At 49.0% G+C, this 19175-nt stretch carries 22 protein-coding genes; 11 read left to right on the top strand and 11 right to left on the bottom strand.

Annotation, left to right across the window (positions count from 1 at the left end; translation table 11 throughout):
* Positions 1–242 precede the first annotated feature (242 nt).
* From Q0986_RS08190 to Q0986_RS08170, 5 genes are all read right to left on the bottom strand, one after another.
* A complete protein-coding gene (locus tag Q0986_RS08190; protein WP_299407697.1) occupies positions 243–476 on the bottom strand; it encodes a CTB family bacteriocin in 234 nt (77 codons plus the stop codon).
* A gap of 191 nt (positions 477–667) precedes the next feature.
* Positions 668–901: a CTB family bacteriocin gene (locus tag Q0986_RS08185; RefSeq protein WP_299407688.1), complete on the bottom strand. Its 234-nt coding sequence runs from the start codon at positions 899–901 to the stop codon at positions 668–670.
* Positions 902–1136: 235 nt separating this feature from the next.
* Entirely contained in the window at positions 1137–1370 is a 234-nt protein-coding gene (locus Q0986_RS08180) for a CTB family bacteriocin (RefSeq protein WP_299407683.1), read from the bottom strand.
* 271 nt (positions 1371–1641) lie between these two features.
* Positions 1642–2502, bottom strand: a complete 861-nt coding sequence (locus Q0986_RS08175) for a M56 family metallopeptidase (RefSeq protein ID WP_299407676.1) — start codon at positions 2500–2502, stop codon at positions 1642–1644.
* On the bottom strand, positions 2502–2921 hold the full coding sequence (locus Q0986_RS08170; RefSeq protein WP_299407671.1) for a BlaI/MecI/CopY family transcriptional regulator: 420 nt from the start codon (positions 2919–2921) through the stop codon (positions 2502–2504). Before Q0986_RS08170 ends, Q0986_RS08175 begins: the two co-directional genes overlap by 1 nt.
* Before the next feature lie 281 nt (positions 2922–3202).
* Between Q0986_RS08170 and Q0986_RS08165 the strand changes: the two genes are divergently transcribed.
* The 4 genes from Q0986_RS08165 (at position 3203) to Q0986_RS08150 (ending at position 5620) form a co-directional block, all read left to right on the top strand.
* Positions 3203–3946, top strand: coding sequence for a serine protease (locus Q0986_RS08165; protein WP_299407665.1), 744 nt, complete (start codon positions 3203–3205; stop codon positions 3944–3946).
* A 197-nt stretch (positions 3947–4143) separates the two neighbouring features.
* Positions 4144–4749: a hypothetical protein gene (locus Q0986_RS08160; RefSeq protein WP_299407662.1), complete on the top strand. Its 606-nt coding sequence runs from the start codon at positions 4144–4146 to the stop codon at positions 4747–4749.
* A gap of 80 nt (positions 4750–4829) precedes the next feature.
* Complete coding sequence (locus Q0986_RS08155) at positions 4830–5117, top strand: DUF1778 domain-containing protein (RefSeq protein WP_299407659.1); 288 nt, start codon at positions 4830–4832, stop codon at positions 5115–5117.
* On the top strand, positions 5117–5620 hold the full coding sequence (locus Q0986_RS08150) for a GNAT family N-acetyltransferase (RefSeq protein WP_366918544.1): 504 nt from the start codon (positions 5117–5119) through the stop codon (positions 5618–5620). Before Q0986_RS08155 ends, Q0986_RS08150 begins: the two co-directional genes overlap by 1 nt.
* Before the next feature lie 38 nt (positions 5621–5658).
* Here Q0986_RS08150 and Q0986_RS08145 read toward each other — a convergent pair whose 3' ends face one another.
* Positions 5659–6372 (bottom strand): HAD family phosphatase, encoded by a 714-nt coding sequence (locus Q0986_RS08145; RefSeq protein WP_299407652.1) that lies wholly within the window; start codon positions 6370–6372, stop codon positions 5659–5661.
* Between the two features lie 88 nt (positions 6373–6460).
* On the opposite strand from Q0986_RS08145, the gene Q0986_RS08140 reads away from it, so the two are divergent.
* Complete coding sequence (locus tag Q0986_RS08140) at positions 6461–6928, top strand: DUF4079 domain-containing protein (protein ID WP_299407647.1); 468 nt, start codon at positions 6461–6463, stop codon at positions 6926–6928.
* A 55-nt stretch (positions 6929–6983) separates the two neighbouring features.
* The gene (locus tag Q0986_RS08135; protein WP_299407644.1) at positions 6984–7457 is read left to right on the top strand and encodes a DoxX family protein; all 474 of its coding nucleotides are present in this window, start codon (positions 6984–6986) and stop codon (positions 7455–7457) included.
* 103 nt (positions 7458–7560) lie between these two features.
* Here Q0986_RS08135 and Q0986_RS08130 read toward each other — a convergent pair whose 3' ends face one another.
* The 5 genes from Q0986_RS08130 to Q0986_RS08110 all read right to left on the bottom strand — a co-directional run bounded on the left by Q0986_RS08130 (position 7561) and on the right by Q0986_RS08110 (position 13206).
* Positions 7561–8832 (bottom strand): hypothetical protein, encoded by a 1272-nt coding sequence (locus Q0986_RS08130; RefSeq protein ID WP_299407641.1) that lies wholly within the window; start codon positions 8830–8832, stop codon positions 7561–7563.
* 129 nt (positions 8833–8961) lie between these two features.
* On the bottom strand, positions 8962–9198 hold the full coding sequence (locus tag Q0986_RS08125) for a DUF5340 domain-containing protein (RefSeq protein WP_299407638.1): 237 nt from the start codon (positions 9196–9198) through the stop codon (positions 8962–8964).
* A 92-nt stretch (positions 9199–9290) separates the two neighbouring features.
* A complete protein-coding gene (trpC, locus tag Q0986_RS08120) occupies positions 9291–10208 on the bottom strand; it encodes an indole-3-glycerol phosphate synthase TrpC (RefSeq protein WP_299407633.1) in 918 nt (305 codons plus the stop codon).
* A gap of 80 nt (positions 10209–10288) precedes the next feature.
* Positions 10289–11728, bottom strand: a complete 1440-nt coding sequence (lpdA, locus tag Q0986_RS08115; protein ID WP_299407629.1) for a dihydrolipoyl dehydrogenase — start codon at positions 11726–11728, stop codon at positions 10289–10291.
* Positions 11729–11847: 119 nt separating this feature from the next.
* Positions 11848–13206, bottom strand: coding sequence for a tetratricopeptide repeat protein (locus tag Q0986_RS08110; protein WP_299407625.1), 1359 nt, complete (start codon positions 13204–13206; stop codon positions 11848–11850).
* A gap of 624 nt (positions 13207–13830) precedes the next feature.
* Here Q0986_RS08110 and ftsH point away from each other — a divergent pair.
* The 5 genes from ftsH (at position 13831) to radC (ending at position 18987) form a co-directional block, all read left to right on the top strand.
* Positions 13831–15735 (top strand): ATP-dependent zinc metalloprotease FtsH, encoded by a 1905-nt coding sequence (gene ftsH / locus Q0986_RS08105; protein ID WP_299407622.1) that lies wholly within the window; start codon positions 13831–13833, stop codon positions 15733–15735.
* A gap of 37 nt (positions 15736–15772) precedes the next feature.
* Positions 15773–16492: a sirohydrochlorin chelatase gene (locus Q0986_RS08100; protein ID WP_299407618.1), complete on the top strand. Its 720-nt coding sequence runs from the start codon at positions 15773–15775 to the stop codon at positions 16490–16492.
* A 28-nt stretch (positions 16493–16520) separates the two neighbouring features.
* A complete protein-coding gene (gene cobA, locus Q0986_RS08095) occupies positions 16521–17318 on the top strand; it encodes a uroporphyrinogen-III C-methyltransferase (RefSeq protein ID WP_299407615.1) in 798 nt (265 codons plus the stop codon).
* A 33-nt stretch (positions 17319–17351) separates the two neighbouring features.
* The gene (pyrF, locus tag Q0986_RS08090; RefSeq protein ID WP_299407612.1) at positions 17352–18074 is read left to right on the top strand and encodes an orotidine-5'-phosphate decarboxylase; all 723 of its coding nucleotides are present in this window, start codon (positions 17352–17354) and stop codon (positions 18072–18074) included.
* A 181-nt stretch (positions 18075–18255) separates the two neighbouring features.
* On the top strand, positions 18256–18987 hold the full coding sequence (gene radC, locus Q0986_RS08085) for a DNA repair protein RadC (RefSeq protein ID WP_299407607.1): 732 nt from the start codon (positions 18256–18258) through the stop codon (positions 18985–18987).
* The last annotated feature ends 188 nt before the right edge of the window (positions 18988–19175 follow it).

The raw sequence follows: 19175 nt of genomic DNA, 5'->3' as shown, positions 1-19175 counted from the left end.
TTCAGTAAATAATTCAGACATGATTCTACCTCAAAGGATTTGATTACGGACTTCAGTGAGAGACGACTGAAAACCTTGAACTATATGAATTAGAACATTCAAACTTGCGTATCTCAGTGACACTTGGCATATACACAGGTGATGTAGAGCACTGGTTTGAGTCGCTCCAAATGTCTAGATTCAGCTGTAAATCTCAGTCGCCTCAACAGGATGTGGCCTGATCAGCCGACTTAGCGTTACAACTAGTCAACGGCACCAAACTGAACGCTAAGCGCATCAGTATAAACTTCCTGATTCGCACCAGCAATATGGCCAGCAGCAGCGGATCCTCCAGGACCAGAAGCAGCGATACCAGTAGAACCCAGTAGCTCAGTATCAGAATAGAAAGATGTAGCGTTGATATTCAGAGTGGTGATAGCACCACCCGCGACTAGCTCTTGCTGTTGATCAGATAATTCAGTAAATAATTCAGACATGGTTTTACCCCGCATTAAGTAATTGATGTGAATTGAATCCAGGGCTATTGAACGATTGGAAGCGGTTTGAAGAAAAAGAGGTGGGTTATGGGTCACTCAAGGATATGAGACTGCCACAACAGGAATTCAAAACCTGTTCAAAGCCCCCCTTGGATTGGTCTTGGAATAAATGAACTAGCGCCGATGAAGCACTAGTCAACAGCACCCGCTTGAAGATTGAAAGCATTGGTGAAAATTTCTTGATTCGCACCAGCAATTTCACCAGCCGCGACTGAGCCACCAGGGCCAGAAGCAGCCATGCCAGTAGCACCCAATAATTCTGTATTGGAATAGAAAGATGTAGCGTTAATATTCAGCAAAGCAACTGCACCCCCTGCAATTAGCTCTTGCTGTTGATCAGACATTTCAGTAAATAACTCGGACATGATGCGTTACCTCAACTTGCACTTAAGGTGTGAACGATGAACTTCAGTTAGAGACTACTGAAAACCTTGAACTAAAAGAATTAGACCATTTGGATTTGAGGGCATCAGTGATCCGTGACACACGCAAAGGTGATTGAAATCACTTTTATTGACGTCACTTTAAGCATTTAGAGATAGCCCTAATTTTCAGTAGTCTGGAGAATATTTGGCGTTCTCCGTCAACTCAGTCTTCAGACTAGTCAACTGCACCAAACTGGAAATTCAGGGCGCTAGTTTCAATTTCCTGATTAGCCCCAGTAATGTTACCCGCAGCCGTTGATCCACCCGGACCAGACGCAGCAAAGCCAGTCGCACCCAACAGCTCTGTATTCGACTCGAAGGATGTAGCGTTGATATTCAGTAGCGTAACGGCACCACCTGCTACTAGCTCTTGCTGTTGATCAGACAATTCAGTAAATAATTCAGACATCGTGCATTCCTTCAACTTGTACTTAAGGTATCGATTATGGACTTCGTTCAGAGGCAACTGTATTGCTTGTCATTGCGTTGTTTGAACTGTTTGTATTAGAACATCTGGCTAAGCGCCACTCAGTGATCGAAGCCATCTTTCAGTGTGATGTATGACAAACGCAAGCTCGATATACAGCACTTACAAGTCCTGCATCATCGTGCTCTCAGCGTTTTATTGCGGATTATTAGCCTGAAGGACCAGGCCGTTGAAGTCCCTCACCTGAACAGCTTTAGTAGTGAAAGGGAATAGCAGCTAAAGGTAAAGTGGTCAGTAATAAGCCACTCCAGGTCCATCGTGGGGAAGGGACAACGCTGGCACTCGGGGATAGAAGAGCGTCAATGCGTTCTGTGAGGCGATGGCGTGTGGAGGTGTGCATCGCGGCACAAATCGTCTCAGAAAAGTCAGTGGGGTTAGGATTAACCATTAGCAGTAATGATTCTGCAAGTACCAGGGGGTCAACCTGCTGGGCGGCCCATTGATCAGCTCGCAGCTCTCTTAACAGTAAGAGTTCTTGCCAAAGTTCAGTTGAATGGGGCAACCAGAAGGTGACTCGACGCACCCATCCCCACCAGAAAAACCAGAATGTATCGCGATAATGTTGGTGAGCCTGTTCATGAACGAGCACAGCGTTGAGCTGTTCCAACGTTAGGGTATGGATCAGGCCATGGGTAATTACAAGCTCCGAATGCCAAAATCCAACTTGGGCCGCATAGGGCAAGACATGATCTAGAGAGTAGGCCCACGTGTTTTGAACCAAACGTTGAGGATAGGTGTGGATGGTCTGTACACTGACCCAACCTTCATAAATGAGCTTTAAGTTCAGAAGAGCCGCGATACCGATCGCACCACCCGCGAGAGCATAGCTCCACCAGCCTTCCCACTTCCAAACCATTTGGCCCTGTGGTCCCATCCATAGAATTGCGATCGCAGTCATCAACATCAGCAAGGGCGACCATAAAAACACCAGCAGGGTCACCTGCCATCGCTGTGCCCACGTCCATTGCGTTCTTTTAGACTCTAGCCAAGGATAGCCACAGGTTCGACATAGTCCAGCTAGAGCCAAGGCGCTGAGTATCATCAGTAGGTGCATTACTGCTCCTCCCTGGCTTGGCGAGCGGCTCGTATTTTGTTTGCGATCGCTTCCAGTTGCTCTACACTGGCCTGATCGAGATGATCGGCAAAAGCGGCGACGGTATCAGGGTTCCCGACGGCTAAAAACTGCTGAAGCTGATCGTAGGCCCAGAGCGAGTTGGCCTGTTCTCGCGATACCAGAGGACGCCAAACAAAGCTGCGGTTCTGCTTGTCGCAAGCTAACCAACCTTTTTTCGTCAGGCGATTGAGCACGGTGGTGACGGAAGTGTATGCCAACTCGCGATCGGGATTGGTCAGAATCTGTTCATGTACCTGTTTGACGGTGGCAGTCCCTAAATCCCAAATCAGATTGAGAATTTCAAATTCTAAGGGACCGAGGGAAAGCTGCTTGGGACGAAAGTCCGGGAGCGATGCCATCGCTGTTATATCCTGCTGGGTGGTTCTCCATCAAAGTAACGTATTGCTAAACATTAAGAGAGGAATAGACACAAGATTTATAGTTCCTAGAGGACAAATCTCAAGGTCACCAGAGAAACATGTTATGACCCAGCACACTAACATAAGCAAACCGGTTTGCTGTATTGCCTGTTAGCCGGCTAGCGCTATTTTTATTTTTTTAAATAAAACAAATGATAAGGTTCCGTTTTTCTGCTTTCATACTCATCATCCTCAGTGCCTTCTTAGGAAGCTGTTCTTTTTTGAAACAAGCTTCAACAAGGGATAGTAATAGTGCGAACCTGGAAACTTTTTGTGAGGAGACGATTGACAAAGGCGAGGAAACCAACCGTCCACAGCCAGAAGAACCGACTATCTTGGGTACAAGTCCAGAACAAGCCTGGGTCCGTCCAAGCTTCAAGGGTCCTGATGGGCAATTTGGTGCGGGAACTGCTTTTGTTGTCAGTCAAGATAATGCCGTTTTCTTACTCACAGCACACCATCTGTTTGGCCCCGCAGGAGGGTTAGACCGCGAATATACGTGGTCAGAAATGCCAACGTTCAGCGCTTCAGGAGAAAATCCTCTGAGCAAAGTCTCAGTCGTTGCAGGGCAAGCGCTTCCCGTAAAGGGGGCTCGCGGTATGCAAGGCACTCAGGTAAATGCAGACCTTGCTATCTTTCCCGTTCAATCGAACAGCCAAGTACACGCCATGTCCCTTGCAACAGCACTTCCTCAAGTAAGTGATGAAGTATGGCTAATCGGTGAAGTCATCGGCAGCTCTGAATATAAGCACAAAGCCGTCGTGGATCAAGTTTCTAAGGAAGGCATATACTACCGTTTTGATAACAAGATTGAACTCCGGGCAACCAGTGGTGCCCCCATTGTGGATAAGAAGGGGCAGGTCGTAGCGATGAATCTTGGCGGTGGAGAGTATCAAGGAGCCGTTATGGGAATTGGTAATCCAGCCCCTGTTATAAACTGCCATTTGCAAGCCGCTTGGCATTGATAGCCCGAACCTCAGCCTTCCTGTACGTGCAGTCAATAATGGCTATCGCCAAATCATTGATTATCTTCAACCTTCCAATAGATATTGAGTATGTTCAAACCCAGTTGCTGGAAAGAGTCGTTGATCAATACGGCCACATTTCTAGATTCTTTGCGTCGGTTGAAACCTACCTGTATAGACAATGATGGCTTAAGGCAATGTCTTCGTTGATTGGGCATAGTTTAGCTGGGTTAACGGTGGGGATTACAAATCAGCAATCTCGCTTTCTAGCAACATCTTGGGCAAGGCTGCTGTGGATATTCTGGTTAGTTGTGATTGAGATCGCACCTGACTTGGATTATGTCGTCCCTTTTCTGCATCCCAGTGCGAATGCAGGCTTGCGGATTACTCATTCCCTTTCTTGTGCTCTGCTTTTGCCTACTCTCACCGTTATTGGTTTGAGGGGATGGGGATGCGATCGCAAATCTCTCTTCCATGCAACTGCACAATTGGCCGTGGCAAGCTTATCCCATATGGGCTTAGACCTTGTGGTTGGCGTCACAGCTTTGCCTATACTGTGGCCTATCAGCAACCATGTATTCAAGCTCCCCTTCGGTCTACTTCCGAGTGCGGGTAAACCCAGTCTGTCCAACTACTATTTCTACTACAACTTGGGTATTGAAATGGGCGCTCTAGTTCCCTTAAGTTGCGGTTTACTCATCAGTCAATACAAGAGACTCTCCGTATGGAGATGGGGAATAATCAGTTTGCTACTGTCAGTGTCAGCTTACTTTATGCATTGGGCCTATGGACTCAGTCGATAGAGAACGGGTTGGGTAGTCATACGGCAAATTGCCGTATAGAATAAGAATATCTGGCCTACTTATCCAATGACCCAAAGAATATGGCTGCTGCATCCCGCCAAAAATCAATAGCACGGCTCGAAGCACGTATTAGCCCAGAAACTAAAGCTCTATTGCAAAAAGCAGCCGATCTAGAAGGTCGCACCTTAACTGATTTCGTGGTTGCGAGTGTTCAAAGGGAAGCTTACAAAGTGATTGAACAACACCAAAGATTGAAGTTGAGCATTGAAGATAGCGAAGCCTTTGCTGAGGCACTGCTTAACCCTCCCGAGCCTAATCATGCACTCAAGGCTGCGGCACGGCAACATCGGCAAGTCATATCGGCTTAATGGTTCTCACAATCGAACCTTTCAACAAACAAAAGCATGATCGCTCACGCTTTTGCTGTGGCCAGGATAGTTTAGACCATTACTTTCGCAAGCAAGCGTCCCAAGATCTGAAAAAACACATTTCAAGCGTATTTGTCCTAATGGACGATTCGCAAACAAGCGTGCTGGCCTACTACACCCTGTCTGCCTACACCATCGATATTTCCTCACTCGATACAGCATTGGCAAAACGGCTGCCTCGTTATCCTCAGCTTCCCACGACGTTGCTAGGTCGTCTGGCTGTTGACCAGCAACAACAGGGTCAGCGATTCGGTGAGCTAATGCTAGTAGACGCGCTCAAGCGGGCACTGATCACCTCCCAACAGGTGGCTTCTCTAGCTGTGGTGGCAGAAGCACTCAACGAAAGAGCTGTGAATTTCTATACCAAGTATGGCTTCCACCCCTTCAGACACCATCCGATGAAACTCTACTTGCCGATGAAATCAATTGCAGCCCTGTTCTAAAACGGCAGGTTGGGGAGAGTCTCATCAGCCATCCAGTTCTATTGACTGATGAGCTGCTGGAGAGCTGGATCAGTAAAGTCTTGAATACAGTACTCAGCACCTGCCTGTTTTAGTTCGTCTTCAGAGTGGGTGGTGAGAACGCCCCAGCATCGCATTCCCGCATTTCGCGCCGCTTGCGTACCTGCGATCGCATCTTCAAAGACCAAGCATTGCTCTGGTGCAATCCCCAACCGCTCGGCCACTAACAGATAACACTGTGGATCCGGTTTTCCTCGTTCCACGTCTGTTTCAATCACCTGGGTCGCAAAGAAGTCTCCAAGCTGGTCTTGTTCCATCAACAAATCCACATTTTCTCGGCAGGCCGAGGTGCCCAAGCCTAGCTTGAACCCTGAAGTCTGGGCCTGCTGCAAAAATGGAATCAACCCCGGCATCCACTGAATTTCATTCTTGATCAAAAAGCGATAGACCGCTTCCTTTTCAGACCCCCAGCGCTGAATATCAGCAGTCGCCACAGGCCGTCCCAAGAGTTCAGGCAACAGTTCTTCATTCCGCTTGCCCCCCATTTGCTCTAGACGCTCTCGGCTCGCCGCAGCGAGTTCGGGAATCGTCGCACTATACTGCAGCCAAGCCTCCAAGTGATAGGGCATCGTATCGCACAGGACCCCATCCATATCAAAGATAAGGGCTTGTAAAGGCAATGCAGAATGGGCAACGGTTTGATTTTGGGAAGACACAGAGGCTTGGTTATTCATAGGGCAGACGATCCAAAACTGAAGACACCGTTGAAAACATGCTAACTTTTATAAAGTTTATTTAAGCATTCTGCCTGCCCTTTGCCCTATGACCTTGTCGAAACTCTTGTACTGGATCTATACCTTTATCCATCCAGTCTTGATGTGGGCGCTATTTGGGATTTGTATCTATGCCATGACCCTAGGTCTAAAGATTCGCACCACCCGCACCACCCCTGATAAAGATCTGCGCAAGTCCCTAATCCAACAGAAATTCAATATCAAGCATCACCAAATTGGGGCATTACTGCTATCCGTGATGGTCCTGGGCTCCATTGGCGGTATGGGCGTCACCTATATCAATAACGGCAAACTTTTTGTCGGGGCACACCTGTTGGCAGGGCTGGGCATGACAGGACTCGTCGCCATTCTGGCGAGCCTCACTCCCCTGATGCAGCGGGGCAGTCAAACGGCTCGTGACGTCCATTTATGGATCAGTGTTTTGATTTTGAGCCTCTTTGGCTGGGAAGCGATTACCGGCATGCAAATTGTCCAACGGATTATCGAACAGGGCTAGAAACCCTTGCCTCAACGTAATATTGTTAACATAAGTTCACCTATTTACAGTAGATATGACCCCTACAGCAAGCTCCAATCGTTGGCTTACACTTTTATTTCAGTCCACCTCGGACACGACTGTTTGGTTCCAAGTAGCCTTGACGATCTTGCGCGTCGTCGTCAGCTTTTTCATGATTCACAATGGCTTGGATAAGCTCACCGATGTAGACGGGTTTGCCACCAATGTTGTGGCGAATGGCATGGGCCTACCCTTTCCCGTATTTCTCACCTATTGCTCTGCTTATGCCGAGATTATTGGTTCTATCTTGCTTATCTTAGGTCTGCTCAGTCGGCCCGCAGCCTTGTCTTTGGTCTTCACCATGGTGATGGCGATTTACTTTCATATCAAAGTGGATGGCCTGCAAATTGGTTCTTTTGAAACGGCCACTCTGTACGCCTGCGCATTTCTCTTTTTTCTCGTGAATGGCGGCGGCCAGTATTCCCTAGATGCGCTGATTAGCAATCAGCTAGGTGGTTCTAGAGAATAGTCCCGATTCTCGACTTTTCCCAAAGATTTAAACAGCATCCGGCCAGAGCTGGATGCTGTTTTTAAAGGGGCGTTGATGTTGATACCAACTCAAGGGGAAAGCGCTATACCTTGGTGTTGCTGCGCCATCGATGTAATAGGGCGGGCAAGTCCAGCTTCAGATTTTTGCGAGAGGACGCATGATCCGAATCTTCGGCCAAACAGGTTTTGGAAAGTTCTGCGATCGCATCATCCAATTTAGGAGGCAGCGGCAGTTCAGGCCCCTTGCGATCCGCTAACAAATGTTCTAACACTTGTTTCATTTGGGCCACGGTTTGTTCCGCAGAGAAGGAGCGATCTTTCCAATGTTGGACCGCTGTCTCGTATTCACTGGCCTGTTGCGCCTGATGCAAAATTTGTTCTTGCATCTCAGCCACTTGCTGTTCCAATTCCTCCGAGCGGCTTTGCAAAGACTGAGCTTGTTCAGCCAGTTCTTGACTGGAATGTTGAAATTGAGCCTGAACGATGGATTGGTTCGACAGTTGAGTCTCCAATTCAGCAATTTTATTCTGGGCTTTCAAGAGGCTGGCACTGAGGCTTTGAATTGCTTGGTTCTTATGAGAGTCAGACTTATTGGAATTCTGTAAAGATGTAATAATATCTTGCTGATTGCTATGGCTTTCCTGTGCCTGCTGGAGCTGCACTTCTAAGGTTTGGATATTGGCTTCACTCTCCCGCAATTGGGTGCGAAGTCGCTCGGCGGTGGTTTGCGCAATAATTCGCTGCTGGGTTTCATGGACTGCTGTCTTTTGGGAGGATTGGATCTGAAGGGTTAAGCGTTCGGCCTGATCTTGTAACCGTTCCAAACCAACCCGTTCTTCTGCCACTTGGTCACGCAGTTTGGAGATTTCGACATCTCTAAACCGTAAGTCGGTCTCTTTGTCCGCCAAACGGTGGTTCAAATCCGTCTTAGATTGCTTCAGGGTCGCCAATTCTTCTTGCAACTGATTTCGATTAACCAGCTGATTTTGGAGCGCGACGACCGCTTGTTTTTGAATATGGGAAAACTCTTCTGTGGTGGCTAGCTGCTCTTCTAGAAACGCCTGATCAATCAGTTGAGACTTCAAGTCATCAATATAGCGCTGACATTGCTCCAGCGCTTGTTCAAGTAGCCGAATCCGCTGTTGGAGACCGTCTTGCTCTTCTGCCGCAGCGGTCTCCGATGCATTCGATAGGTCAGCAGCGTCTTCCAAGGGAGCAGGTAAATGCTCAGTCGCGATGTCCGATAACTCTGGTGTTGCCACAATAGACTCCTCCGGACCTAACTCAGATAAGCGGGGTTGGTGAGCCTCTGCCAGCCCTTGATTTACCCAATCGATCTCCAGTTGCTCTGCCAACTTCAGGCTCCCACACGTTCACCAATACTTGGTTCTATCTGATGTGGACCAGTTTAACAGGCGACTTGTAAAGCGTTCGATAAGCTCAGCCTTTTTTTAAAAATGCCAAATCCATCTATTCCCGCAGCATCAGCGATAAGGCTGATGTTCGTTCAGAGACCAACGATGCTCCACCTGGCGATCCGAGCGACTACATCGATCTTCTAAGGTTTTTTGATGGGCCAAGGCTTTGCGCAGCGACACCACTACTTGTTTGGCCTGGCTATATTCACTGGACATCGGATTTAAGGACGGCAGCGTTTGTCGTTCTAGAATTTGGAGCAAGAGCTCGTAATGGATATGTGAAGGAAGAGGGACTATCCCCATAACCGACCTGCAAACTTTATAGGGTACAAAGGATCATCATCTGGATATCAATAGTGGCCACCCGCAACTCAAGAGTATAGCGGCACTAAGGATCATAACTGCTGAGGAAACAGCGCGGAGATTTTGGCCTGCATTCGTTCGGCCTCGCTCCTGGATAAAGTGCCTGTATCCTTCACCAAGGATTCCCCCACCAACACAGCGGCAGCACCGGCTTGTTTAACCTGAGCTACATCTTGATCGGTATGTAATCCCGACTCGCTAACCACTAAAATATTGTTTGCCTGCAATAGCGTGCCTTGCTGAGCTAACAAATCACAGGTCACTTGTAAGTTGACGGTAAAGGTTTCTAGATCACGATTATTAATTCCAATCAGCTCAATCCCAGAGAGAGGCATGACGCGCTCTAATTCTGCGGCTGTATGCACTTCCACTAACGCTGCCATCCCCAAGGATTTCGCAATTTTCAGGAAGTAGGTGAGATCCTGATCACTCAGAATTGCGGCAATCAAGAGAACAGCATCTGCGCCTCGGGCTCGAGCGAGGTAAATCTGATAGGGATAGATAATAAACTCTTTGCACAAGATGGGCAGATTGACAGCCGCCCGAATCTGCTGCAAATACTCAAAGCTCCCTTGGAAAAATTCAGCGTCTGTCAGTACGGATAGACAAGATGCACCCGCGGCCTCATAGGCTTGGGCAATGGCGACCGGATCGAAATCTTCCCGCAACACGCCTTTACTGGGTGAGGCTTTTTTGACTTCGGCAATTAAGGCAGGCTGCGTTTTCCCCTGTCTGAGGGCATCGACAAACTTTAGCGGCGGCTCGCAGTTCGCGACTTGCTTGCGCAAGTCCAAGAGAGAGAGATTCTCCCGCATCTGCTCCACTTCAGTTTCTTTGAACCACACAATCTTCTCTAGAATATTGCGAGGTTCATTGTCAGGGGTTTTGACCTGATATTGCAGTTCCTGAACGTTAACGGCCACACTGGGAGGACGACGGCGAATGTGCATGCAAACCAAACAACAGCTACAGTCCAATAATTATAGCTAGTGAAGCCCGCCTCTTACTGCCCTCGTCTTAATGAGAGATCTTAAGGAGAGAAACTGGCTGCTGCGCGTTTAAAGGCTTCATCCAAGACCTCAGAAATCGTGGGATGCGTGTGGACTAAATGCGTCAGGCTTTGGACCGGCTGACCTTGGGCAACGGCATTAGAAACTTCGTGAATCAGATCGGCGGCATGGAGCCCGATAATATGTCCGCCCAGAATCTCGCCCGTATCTTCTCGGTAGATCAATTTGGCCAGACCATCAGCTTCGCTTTCGGCTAGCGCTTTGGAATTGGCCTTAAAGTAGGACCGTACGGTTTTGATCTTAAATCCCTCAGACTTGGCCAGTTCCTTAGCTTGGGGTTCAGTGAGACCAACAAAACTAATTTCAGGATGAGTAAAGGCCGCCGCTGGAATACTGCGATAGTTGACGTCTCGGGGGCGATCGCAAATATTTTCGACCACTACAATTCCCTGAGCCGAGGCCGCATGCGCCAACATCATCTTGCCCGTCGCATCCCCAATGGCATAGACGTGGGGAACGACTTCTCCTTGGCTTAAGACCTGCATGCGATCGTTGACCGGGATAAATCCACGCCGATCGGTTTCGACACTGATGGCCTCTAAGCCCAGATTATCGGTAGCTGGAATCCGTCCAGTTGCCACTAAACAGGCATCCACTTCCAAGGTCTCTACCACTTCTTTGGTTTTGACATCCGCCAGCTCAATCACCACTGGGGAACCCGGCGTTACTTTCTTGGCTAAGCGACCGGAGTGCGTTTCGATATCGCGCGGATCAATTAAGACGCGTTTGGCAATCTTGGCAATATCAGGGTCAAAGGTGGGCATTAAGGTGTCGAGGGCTTCGATAATCGTGACTTCACTGCCCAAGGCGGTATAGACATCCGAAAATTCTAAGCCAATATACCCACTACCAATAATGGCGACCCAATCCGGGAGCCAGGACAGGTGAATGGCGTCATCACTGGTGAACACCGTTTTGCCATCAATTTCAATACCAGGGGGAACCCAAGGCACAGAACCACTGGCAATAATAATGTCGCGCGCTGTAACCGTCTGTTCGCCAGCATCAGACTTGACGACAACTTTTTGGTTGCCCACCACTTTGCCCCAGCCCTGAATAATCTCAACTTTGAGCCGGGTCAGGCTATTGGTTAAGTTGTTGCGAATCGTATCCACCAGCTTATCGGCATGGGCGGCAATTTGGCCGCGGTCAAAGTTGACCTGCCCCAGTTGAATGCCGAGCGATTGCAAATGATGCTGATCGCGCAGTTCCCGCACGCGACCTGAGGCAGCTAACAAGGCTTTGGAGGGAATACACCCTCGGTTCACACAGGTGCCGCCCATATCCGCCGCTTCAATAATGGCGGTCTTTAGTCCGCAGTCCACTGCATGCAACGCCGCGCCATGACCGCCAACGCCAGCACCAATAATGATCAGGTCATAGTCAAATGTTTGGGTCACGTCGCTCTCCGAGTCAAATTCTAGTTAGGGGCAATAGGCCAGATAATGCAGCACTGGTCTATCCCTTTCTATTGTTGACTGGAGCCGGGTCTTTAAGCAAGCCGCGCGTCGGCCCCCCGTTAAGCGGTCAAAATTTGCAGTCGTCGATCAATTTTGCACAGTTGAGTTTGATCGGCCTGTTCCGTAAAAAGCTTATGGGCACGTTGATAATCTGCGATCGCAGCTTTGCGATTGCCATTCAGAACATGGGCACTGGCACGGTTAAAGTAAGCGCGCGCATGGTTGGGGTCCTGGCTCAAAATTTCGGAGTACTCCATGATTGCCCCTTGAAAATCACCGAGGGCAAAGTGCGCATTGCCTTTACCCAGATAAACTTCAAGGGAATGGGTTTTGAGATGGAGGGCCGCCTGAAAGTCCGTGAGGGCCGCCTGTTTTTGGTCCAATTGCAGATAAGCATTGCCGCGGTTATGCAGGGCAACTACATTTTTAGGATCGTCGGCCAGAATATCGTTGAAGGTTGCGATCGCACGTTGCAACCGCATCTCTTGGGTCGCCTCCATACCTTGCTGAAACTGATCATCTGGATGCGTCACAGATAAAAACTCAGCGTCTAAATAGCTAAAATCCAAGGGCCGAATCGCGGGTTTCGTTGCAGTGGCTGATGTCGCTCTCGTGGAAGCACGAGCGGTTTTTGCCCCTCCCGTGGCGGTTGCCGTCGCCAGAGACCGCTGAGAGTTGGCATTCACCTCAGCGGCTAGCGGTAGCCATACCCCCTCAAACAGCAAATGTCGGAGGCAGGTCATCAGACCTAAGTACACCATCCAAATCCCTAAAAACGGCTGTTTCCCATACCAGAGAAGCCCCAAGGCAATGGCGATACCCCCAGCAATATAGGCCCCATACACATCGTGCAGGGCAAGGGCATCTTGCTTGCGGTTCCATTCCCAACGGAGTCCTTTGAAAATATAGCCACCATTCAGGGGAATCAACGGTATCAGCGAGAAAAGGGCTAAGACAAAGTTGAATTCTTTGATGTGATGCAGCGAAATAACAAAAACTCTGCCGCCATTCAGGGGGAGCGAGCTCAGCAGATTCAGGATGGCATAAAAGATAAAGGTGACGAGCGAGCCCGCAAAATAAACTTCCAGCATTTGTAGCGGATGGCGAAAGGTTTGCTCCACCTTGGCCACCGTACCCATGCCTCGGCAATACACACCCTCTACCGCAATCTGATAATGCTTGGCCGTTAAGGCTCGACTCAGTTCATGGATCAAAATCGAGAGCGGCAGTGCCACCCCAACAATGATGCCAATCGAACGACCGCCGTCAGGATGAAAGGATTGGCTGATTCCCACCAAATAGGAGGACCACAGCACCACAGAGAGCACACAGGTCATATCTGCATAAATAGGCACACCTGCAATGGATCCAACACGCCATTGATGAGTCAGGATTTGCAGAATTTTTCGAATATTCACGTTAAATATAAGAAATAAAACAATAAAACCATTAAAATTAGGATGATATGGCAATATTAAGGCAAAAAATAGTTTCAGCAGGCAAGGAGCAGCTAAGCTGAGCCTGAATAACCTCAGTGATAGCTAACCAACAGACATCATGATTTTTTGCTCAACTTCTTCTCGATGGATATAGATATCGAAAACTCAATCCGGCGTAGGCGGTTGGCATAAATTTCATCCAATAGGGCGATGGGTTGGAACACTTGATCGCTCATCCATTGAACGCCTAGCTCAGGTTTGCTGGGGTTGCGTTACAAAAAGGATGACAACACTAAAACAGCAGTGGCCCAAATTCAGAAGCAAGCATTGCATTGTATATCCAGAATTCCCGATTCTCAGCGCAAGAGAACACCCTCAGCTCAATTTTTAACCGATGTCTGAGTTTTGAAGCATTGAAAGCCAGTATTAGCAGTCTTTAGGACTAGTTCGAGCGTCACCAGGGCACCCTAACCCTATCTGTCTTGGCAAGATGAAGAGTTGCTGAGTAAAAGACTTGTAAACTACGCTGAAAGGAAGTGATTTCACTTACCCGAAGTTGGGGACATACCAGTCCCTCTTAGAATTGCTAAAAGATATGCGAGTATGAACCATCATTTAGGTCAACGCAGATGGGTTAGGCAACTCACTGCTCTTGCTGTTGGAGTTTTACTCTCTCAAACAGCACCTGTGTTAGTACAGGCCCAAGAGGAAAAAACGCCCTACAGCAAATTTATTGAGTATATCGAAGCAGATCAAATTGAAACCGTCAAAATCTATGAAAAGGGTAAACGAGCTGAATTTAAGCTCAAAGACCAAAAGGATAATGAAAAATCCTTAGAAGTCCTTTTGTTTAATAAGAATCCAGAACTCTATGGCCTGCTCCGGGACAAGAAAGTCGACTTTGAGCAGATTCCAGATCCGGGTGAAAACCCTTTATTCAGTATTCTGCTGCAGTTTTTCTTCGTTATCCTGATCATCTTTCTGTTTCTAGTGTTCTTAAGACGGACGGCTGGCTCTAATAGTGGTCCCGGTCAAATCCTTAACTTTGGTAAGTCAAAAGCCCGCTTTCAGATGGAATCGGAGACGGGCATTACCTTTTCAGATGTGGCAGGTATCGAAGAGGCTAAGGAAGATCTACAGGAAGTGGTCACCTTCCTGAAACAGCCCGAACGGTTTACCGCGGTGGGCGCTCGAATTCCCAGGGGTGTTTTGTTAATTGGCCCTCCTGGTACGGGGAAAACATTACTCGCCAAAGCGGTCTCTGGAGAGGCTGGGGTTCCCTTCTTTAGTATTTCAGGGTCAGAATTTGTAGAAATGTTCGTGGGGGTAGGGGCCTCACGGGTGCGTGATCTATTCAAAAAAGCTAAAGAGAATGCCCCTTGCCTAGTCTTTATCGACGAGATTGATGCAGTCGGCCGTCAGCGGGGTGCTGGCATTGGTGGTGGGAACGATGAGCGCGAGCAAACGCTCAACCAACTACTGACGGAAATGGATGGGTTTGAAGGCAATACCGGCATTATTATTATTGCCGCCACCAACCGTCCCGATATTCTGGATACTGCACTGTTGCGACCCGGTCGCTTTGATCGCCAAGTCACGGTGGATTTACCTGCGTTCAAGGGCCGACTTGGCATTTTAGAAGTGCATAGCCGTGAAAAGAAAATTTCACCTCAGGTCTCTCTGGAAACCATTGCTCGTCGAACCCCTGGGTTTTCAGGTGCTGCCTTGGCGAACCTGCTGAACGAAGCGGCTATTCTGACCGCTCGGCGTCGGAAAGATGCAATCACTGAGTTGGAAGTAGATGATGCCATCGATCGGATCACCATTGGTTTGTCCATGGCCCCCCATTTAGACAGCAAAAAGAAATGGCTGATTGCCTATCATGAAGTGGGACATGCCTTGTTAGAAACCCTGTTAAAAGATGCCGATCCGCTGAATAAAGTAACGATTTTGCCGCGTTCTGGGGGTGTGGGTGGTTTCTCTCAGCCCATCTATAACGAAGAGCGCGTGGATAGTGGTTTATACACCCGGGCCTTCATTATTGATCAAATTACGATTCTGCTGGGTGGTCGCGCTGCGGAAGTCGAAGTGTTTGGTGAGTCCGAAGTCACGATCGGAGCCAGTAGCGATATTAAACAAGTGGCAAATCTAGCTCGGGAGATGGTGACTCAGCTCGGAATGTCTGATTTGGGGTATGTCGCCTTAGAAAGTGGCAACGGTCAAGATGTCTTCTTAGGGGGCGACTGGGGCAATCGGGCGGAGTATTCCCAAGAAATGGCGGTCCAAATTGATCGGCAAGTGCGGGATATCGTCATGCATTGCTATGAAAAAGCCCGCCGCATGCTGCGTGAAAACCGTAGCTTAGTCGATAAGCTCGTGGAGGTTCTCCTAGAGCGAGAAACGGTTGAAGGAGATGAATTCAGGCAAATTGTGGTGGATTACGGCCAGTCGGTGGAGAAGAAACCGATTTTACCTGAGCCATTACCCTCTCTGCCCCTGCTGTCTTAGGGGTGGATCCGTTGATGTGGAGGGAGACTGACCAGGGATGAGTTTTCGCTCTGGCTATGTGCTGGTGGCCCATGGCAGTCGTGATCCGAGATCGCAAGCATCGCTACAGCATTTGGGTGCAGCGGTGCAGCAAGCATTACCAGCACAGTCGGATCAGTCCTGGGTCAAAACAGCCACCTTGGAGTTTGGTTCGGTTCCCCTCAAACAGCAGATTTGTGATTGGAGTCGGCAGCTACACCAAATTGACAAGATTGTGATTGTGCCCCTATTTCTGCTGCCCGGCACCCATGTCCGAGTGGATATCCCGGATGTTGTGTCCACGGTGCGTCAGCTATTGCCAGACTCGATCGGTATTGAAGTGCGATCACATCTCGGTAGCCACCCCAACCTCTGTCAGCTCTTGCGGGCAAGTATGGCCACTGTCGACATTGATCGCTGGATTTTGCTGTCCCACGGCAGTCGCTATCCGGGGGGTAATCAACCGATTGAAACCTTAGCTAAACAACTGGATGCCGTGCCCGCCTATTGGTCTGTGCCGCCTAGTTTGCAACAAACGGTCGCCCAGATTGCCACTCAGCCAGGGTTGAAGGTGGGTATCCAACCTTATTTTCTGTTTACGGGCAGTATCATAGACACCATTTCCCAGGAAATCGATCAGCTAAAATGTGATTTTAAGTACATAAATTTAATTTTTTCTTCACCTTTAGAGCCGAGTGCTCCCCTCGTTGATTTAATTCAAGATTTAATAACTGCCTGATTGTTCGTTTATCTTCTTCAGGTTATCTATGACCATGGATGGTTCCCAGTCGCCCGCCGATTGTCTCGGGAAAGTGTACCTGGTGGGGGCAGGTCCAGGAGACCCAGGTTTATTGACCCTCAAAGGCAAGACGCTTCTAGAATGCGCAGATGTGGTGATTTATGACGCCCTCGTTAGCCCAGAGATCTTGGCCATGATTGGTGAACAAGCCGAGAAGATCCATGCCGGAAAACGGCGTGGACAACATTCCTTGCTGCAAGCAGAAACCACTCAGCTATTAATTGACAAGGCCCAGACCCATGCTGTGGTGGTGCGACTCAAGGGCGGAGACCCCTTTGTGTTTGGACGAGGGGGAGAAGAAATGGAAGATTTAATCCAAGCAGGGGTACCCGTCGAAATTATTCCGGGGATTACGGCTGGCATTGCGGCTCCTGCTTATGCCGGTATTCCCGTCACCCACCGTAACTACAGCTCTTCCGTCACTTTTGTGACGGGACATGAACCAATCGATAAGTATCGGCCACGGGTCAATTGGCGCGCCATGGCGGAAGCCTCCGAAACCCTGGTGATCTATATGGGCGTGCATAACTTGCCCCATATTTTGGCCGAGCTGCAAGCCGGGGGGCAAGATCCAGACACACCCATCGCCTTAGTTCGATGGGGGACTCGTCCAGATCAAGAAGAATTAGTGGGGACTTTGGCGACTATTTTAAGCCAGATGGAAGCGGCGAACTTTGAAGCGCCAGCCGTAGCTGTGATCGGAAATGTAGTCAATCTTCACCCCTTACTGGCCGAGAGTCGTCCAAAGATAATTCCTAGGCAGTAAAGTATTAAACGACCGCTATTACAGGCTGCTGTCGTGACTGCTGATATTGCTCAACGAATTATTGTGCCCTTGGATGTGCCATCAGAGGCGGATGCGATCGCACTGATCGATCAGATTCCCCAAGTGCACTTTTGGAAAGTCGGGTTAGAGCTATTTGTCAGTTGCGGACCTAGCATTCTAGAGCAGCTTAAACAACGCCAAAAAAAGATTTTTCTCGATCTGAAGTTTCACGATATTCCCAATACCGTTGCTGGGGCTTGTCGGGCTGCTGCAACCTACGGCGTAGATCTACTCACCATTCATGCCACAGCGGGTCGTCCTGCTCTCTCCGCAGCCCAGAAAGCTCTCCAAGAGGGCGCTCAAGTCGCCCAAATGCCTCCCCCAAAACTGATTGCCATTACAGTTTTAACCAGTCTCTCTCTCCGAGAGCTGGCGTTAGACCTCAAAATCCCCTTGGAACTTCCAGAGTATGCCTTGCAAATGGGACTGTTGGCGCAAGAATCAGGACTGGATGGGATTGTCTGTTCTCCCCAGGAAGCAGAACAAGTCCGACAGGTATGTGGAGATGAGTTCCTGATTGTTTGTCCAGGCGTGCGTCCCCAAGGGTCTGCGACAGGTGATCAAAAACGGGCCATGACGCCAACGGCTGCAATTCAAGCAGGGGCCAACTATTTAGTAATTGGCCGCCCGATCACCACTGCGGCTAATCCACAGCAGGCGTTTCAATCGATTTGTGCTGAATTCGCTAGTGCTTGATAGCGGTGACGGGTCACTTGGCCTCCGTCCCTAAGGGTCTAGCTGGCTATTCCTCCTCCCTCATCACAACTGAGATACGGTTCAGGTGGACTGTCTGAGGTCAGGGCAAAAATGGGTGTACTAGATATGAGTGCGCTGATACCCATGTCCTCACCTTTAGGGAGCCTGTAATTTCGCGACGATGACCTACAGCTTAAGGATTTTAGACTTACCCGAAAGTGATCGCCCTCGTGAACGTCTGATGGCCCAAGGGGCTAAATATCTCACCCATGCCGAACTCCTTGCCATCCTCTTAGGAACTGGCCAAGGCCCCGGTAAGTTGTCAGCAGTCGGTTTGGGGCAACATATTCTTCAACATTTCAGTGAACACCAACAGGATCCCCTGACGGTCTTACGGGATGTTAATGCCTCTGAACTGACCCAAATTTCAGGTATTGGTCCAGCAAAAGCAACCACCATCCTGGCAGCGATTGAGCTGGGGAAAAGGATCTGTCAAGCTCGTCCGCCTGAATTAACCGTGATTGATGATCCGGCTCTGGCTGCTGCAGCACTAGCAAGTGAACTAATGTGGCAGTCTCAAGAACGATTTGCGGTGCTTCTTTTGGATGTCAAACATCGCTTACTGGGGACCCAAGTGGTGAGCATTGGCACGGCCACAGAAACCCTAGCGCATCCTCGCGATATTTTCCGGGAAATTATTCGCAACGGCGCAACCCGAGCGATTGTGGCCCATAACCATCCGTCAGGCCAGACGGATCCGAGCCCTGAAGACCTTGAACTAACCCAACAGCTCTTAGCAGGGGCACAAATTTTAGGGTTACCCCTCCTGGATCATCTCATCCTCGGAAATGGTGACTTTACCAGTCTTCGCCAAACCACATCCCTTTGGAGTGATTGTTCTCAAGAGGTCTAGCGACTCTTTTTTCCTGAACTCGACCCATCACACAATCGGCGTTCTACCCTCTATTTTCAAGGCAGGAAGTCTTTCGAGACTAGGGTTGTCTTGTACGATATGATGATTGAGGGTCACTACTGGCTTGAAATTGGTTATTAATTGAATAAAGGATAAGACGCAGTGATTAGAGTAGCGATCAACGGGTT

The sequence above is a fragment of the Acaryochloris sp. IP29b_bin.148 genome, from assembly GCF_028285565.1.
Classification (GTDB): Bacteria; Cyanobacteriota; Cyanobacteriia; order Thermosynechococcales; family Thermosynechococcaceae; genus Acaryochloris.
This window is presented reverse-complemented; position numbering and strand designations above follow the sequence as displayed.

Coding starts and splice junctions, on each gene's coding strand:
- Q0986_RS08190 (WP_299407697.1), bottom strand. CDS start 476: ATGTCTGAATTATTTACTGAATTATCTGATCAACAGCAAGAGCTAGTC.
- Q0986_RS08185 (WP_299407688.1), bottom strand. CDS start 901: ATGTCCGAGTTATTTACTGAAATGTCTGATCAACAGCAAGAGCTAATT.
- Q0986_RS08180 (WP_299407683.1), bottom strand. CDS start 1,370: ATGTCTGAATTATTTACTGAATTGTCTGATCAACAGCAAGAGCTAGTA.
- Q0986_RS08175 (WP_299407676.1), bottom strand. CDS start 2,502: ATGCACCTACTGATGATACTCAGCGCCTTGGCTCTAGCTGGACTATGT.
- Q0986_RS08170 (WP_299407671.1), bottom strand. CDS start 2,921: ATGGCATCGCTCCCGGACTTTCGTCCCAAGCAGCTTTCCCTCGGTCCC.
- Q0986_RS08160 (WP_299407662.1), top strand. CDS start 4,144: ATGTCTTCGTTGATTGGGCATAGTTTAGCTGGGTTAACGGTGGGGATT.
- Q0986_RS08155 (WP_299407659.1), top strand. CDS start 4,830: ATGGCTGCTGCATCCCGCCAAAAATCAATAGCACGGCTCGAAGCACGT.
- Q0986_RS08150 (WP_366918544.1), top strand. CDS start 5,117: ATGGTTCTCACAATCGAACCTTTCAACAAACAAAAGCATGATCGCTCA.
- Q0986_RS08145 (WP_299407652.1), bottom strand. CDS start 6,372: ATGAATAACCAAGCCTCTGTGTCTTCCCAAAATCAAACCGTTGCCCAT.
- Q0986_RS08140 (WP_299407647.1), top strand. CDS start 6,461: ATGACCTTGTCGAAACTCTTGTACTGGATCTATACCTTTATCCATCCA.
- Q0986_RS08135 (WP_299407644.1), top strand. CDS start 6,984: ATGACCCCTACAGCAAGCTCCAATCGTTGGCTTACACTTTTATTTCAG.
- Q0986_RS08125 (WP_299407638.1), bottom strand. CDS start 9,198: ATGGGGATAGTCCCTCTTCCTTCACATATCCATTACGAGCTCTTGCTC.
- trpC (WP_299407633.1), bottom strand. CDS start 10,208: ATGCACATTCGCCGTCGTCCTCCCAGTGTGGCCGTTAACGTTCAGGAA.
- ftsH (WP_299407622.1), top strand. CDS start 13,831: ATGAACCATCATTTAGGTCAACGCAGATGGGTTAGGCAACTCACTGCT.
- Q0986_RS08100 (WP_299407618.1), top strand. CDS start 15,773: ATGAGTTTTCGCTCTGGCTATGTGCTGGTGGCCCATGGCAGTCGTGAT.
- cobA (WP_299407615.1), top strand. CDS start 16,521: ATGACCATGGATGGTTCCCAGTCGCCCGCCGATTGTCTCGGGAAAGTG.
- radC (WP_299407607.1), top strand. CDS start 18,256: ATGACCTACAGCTTAAGGATTTTAGACTTACCCGAAAGTGATCGCCCT.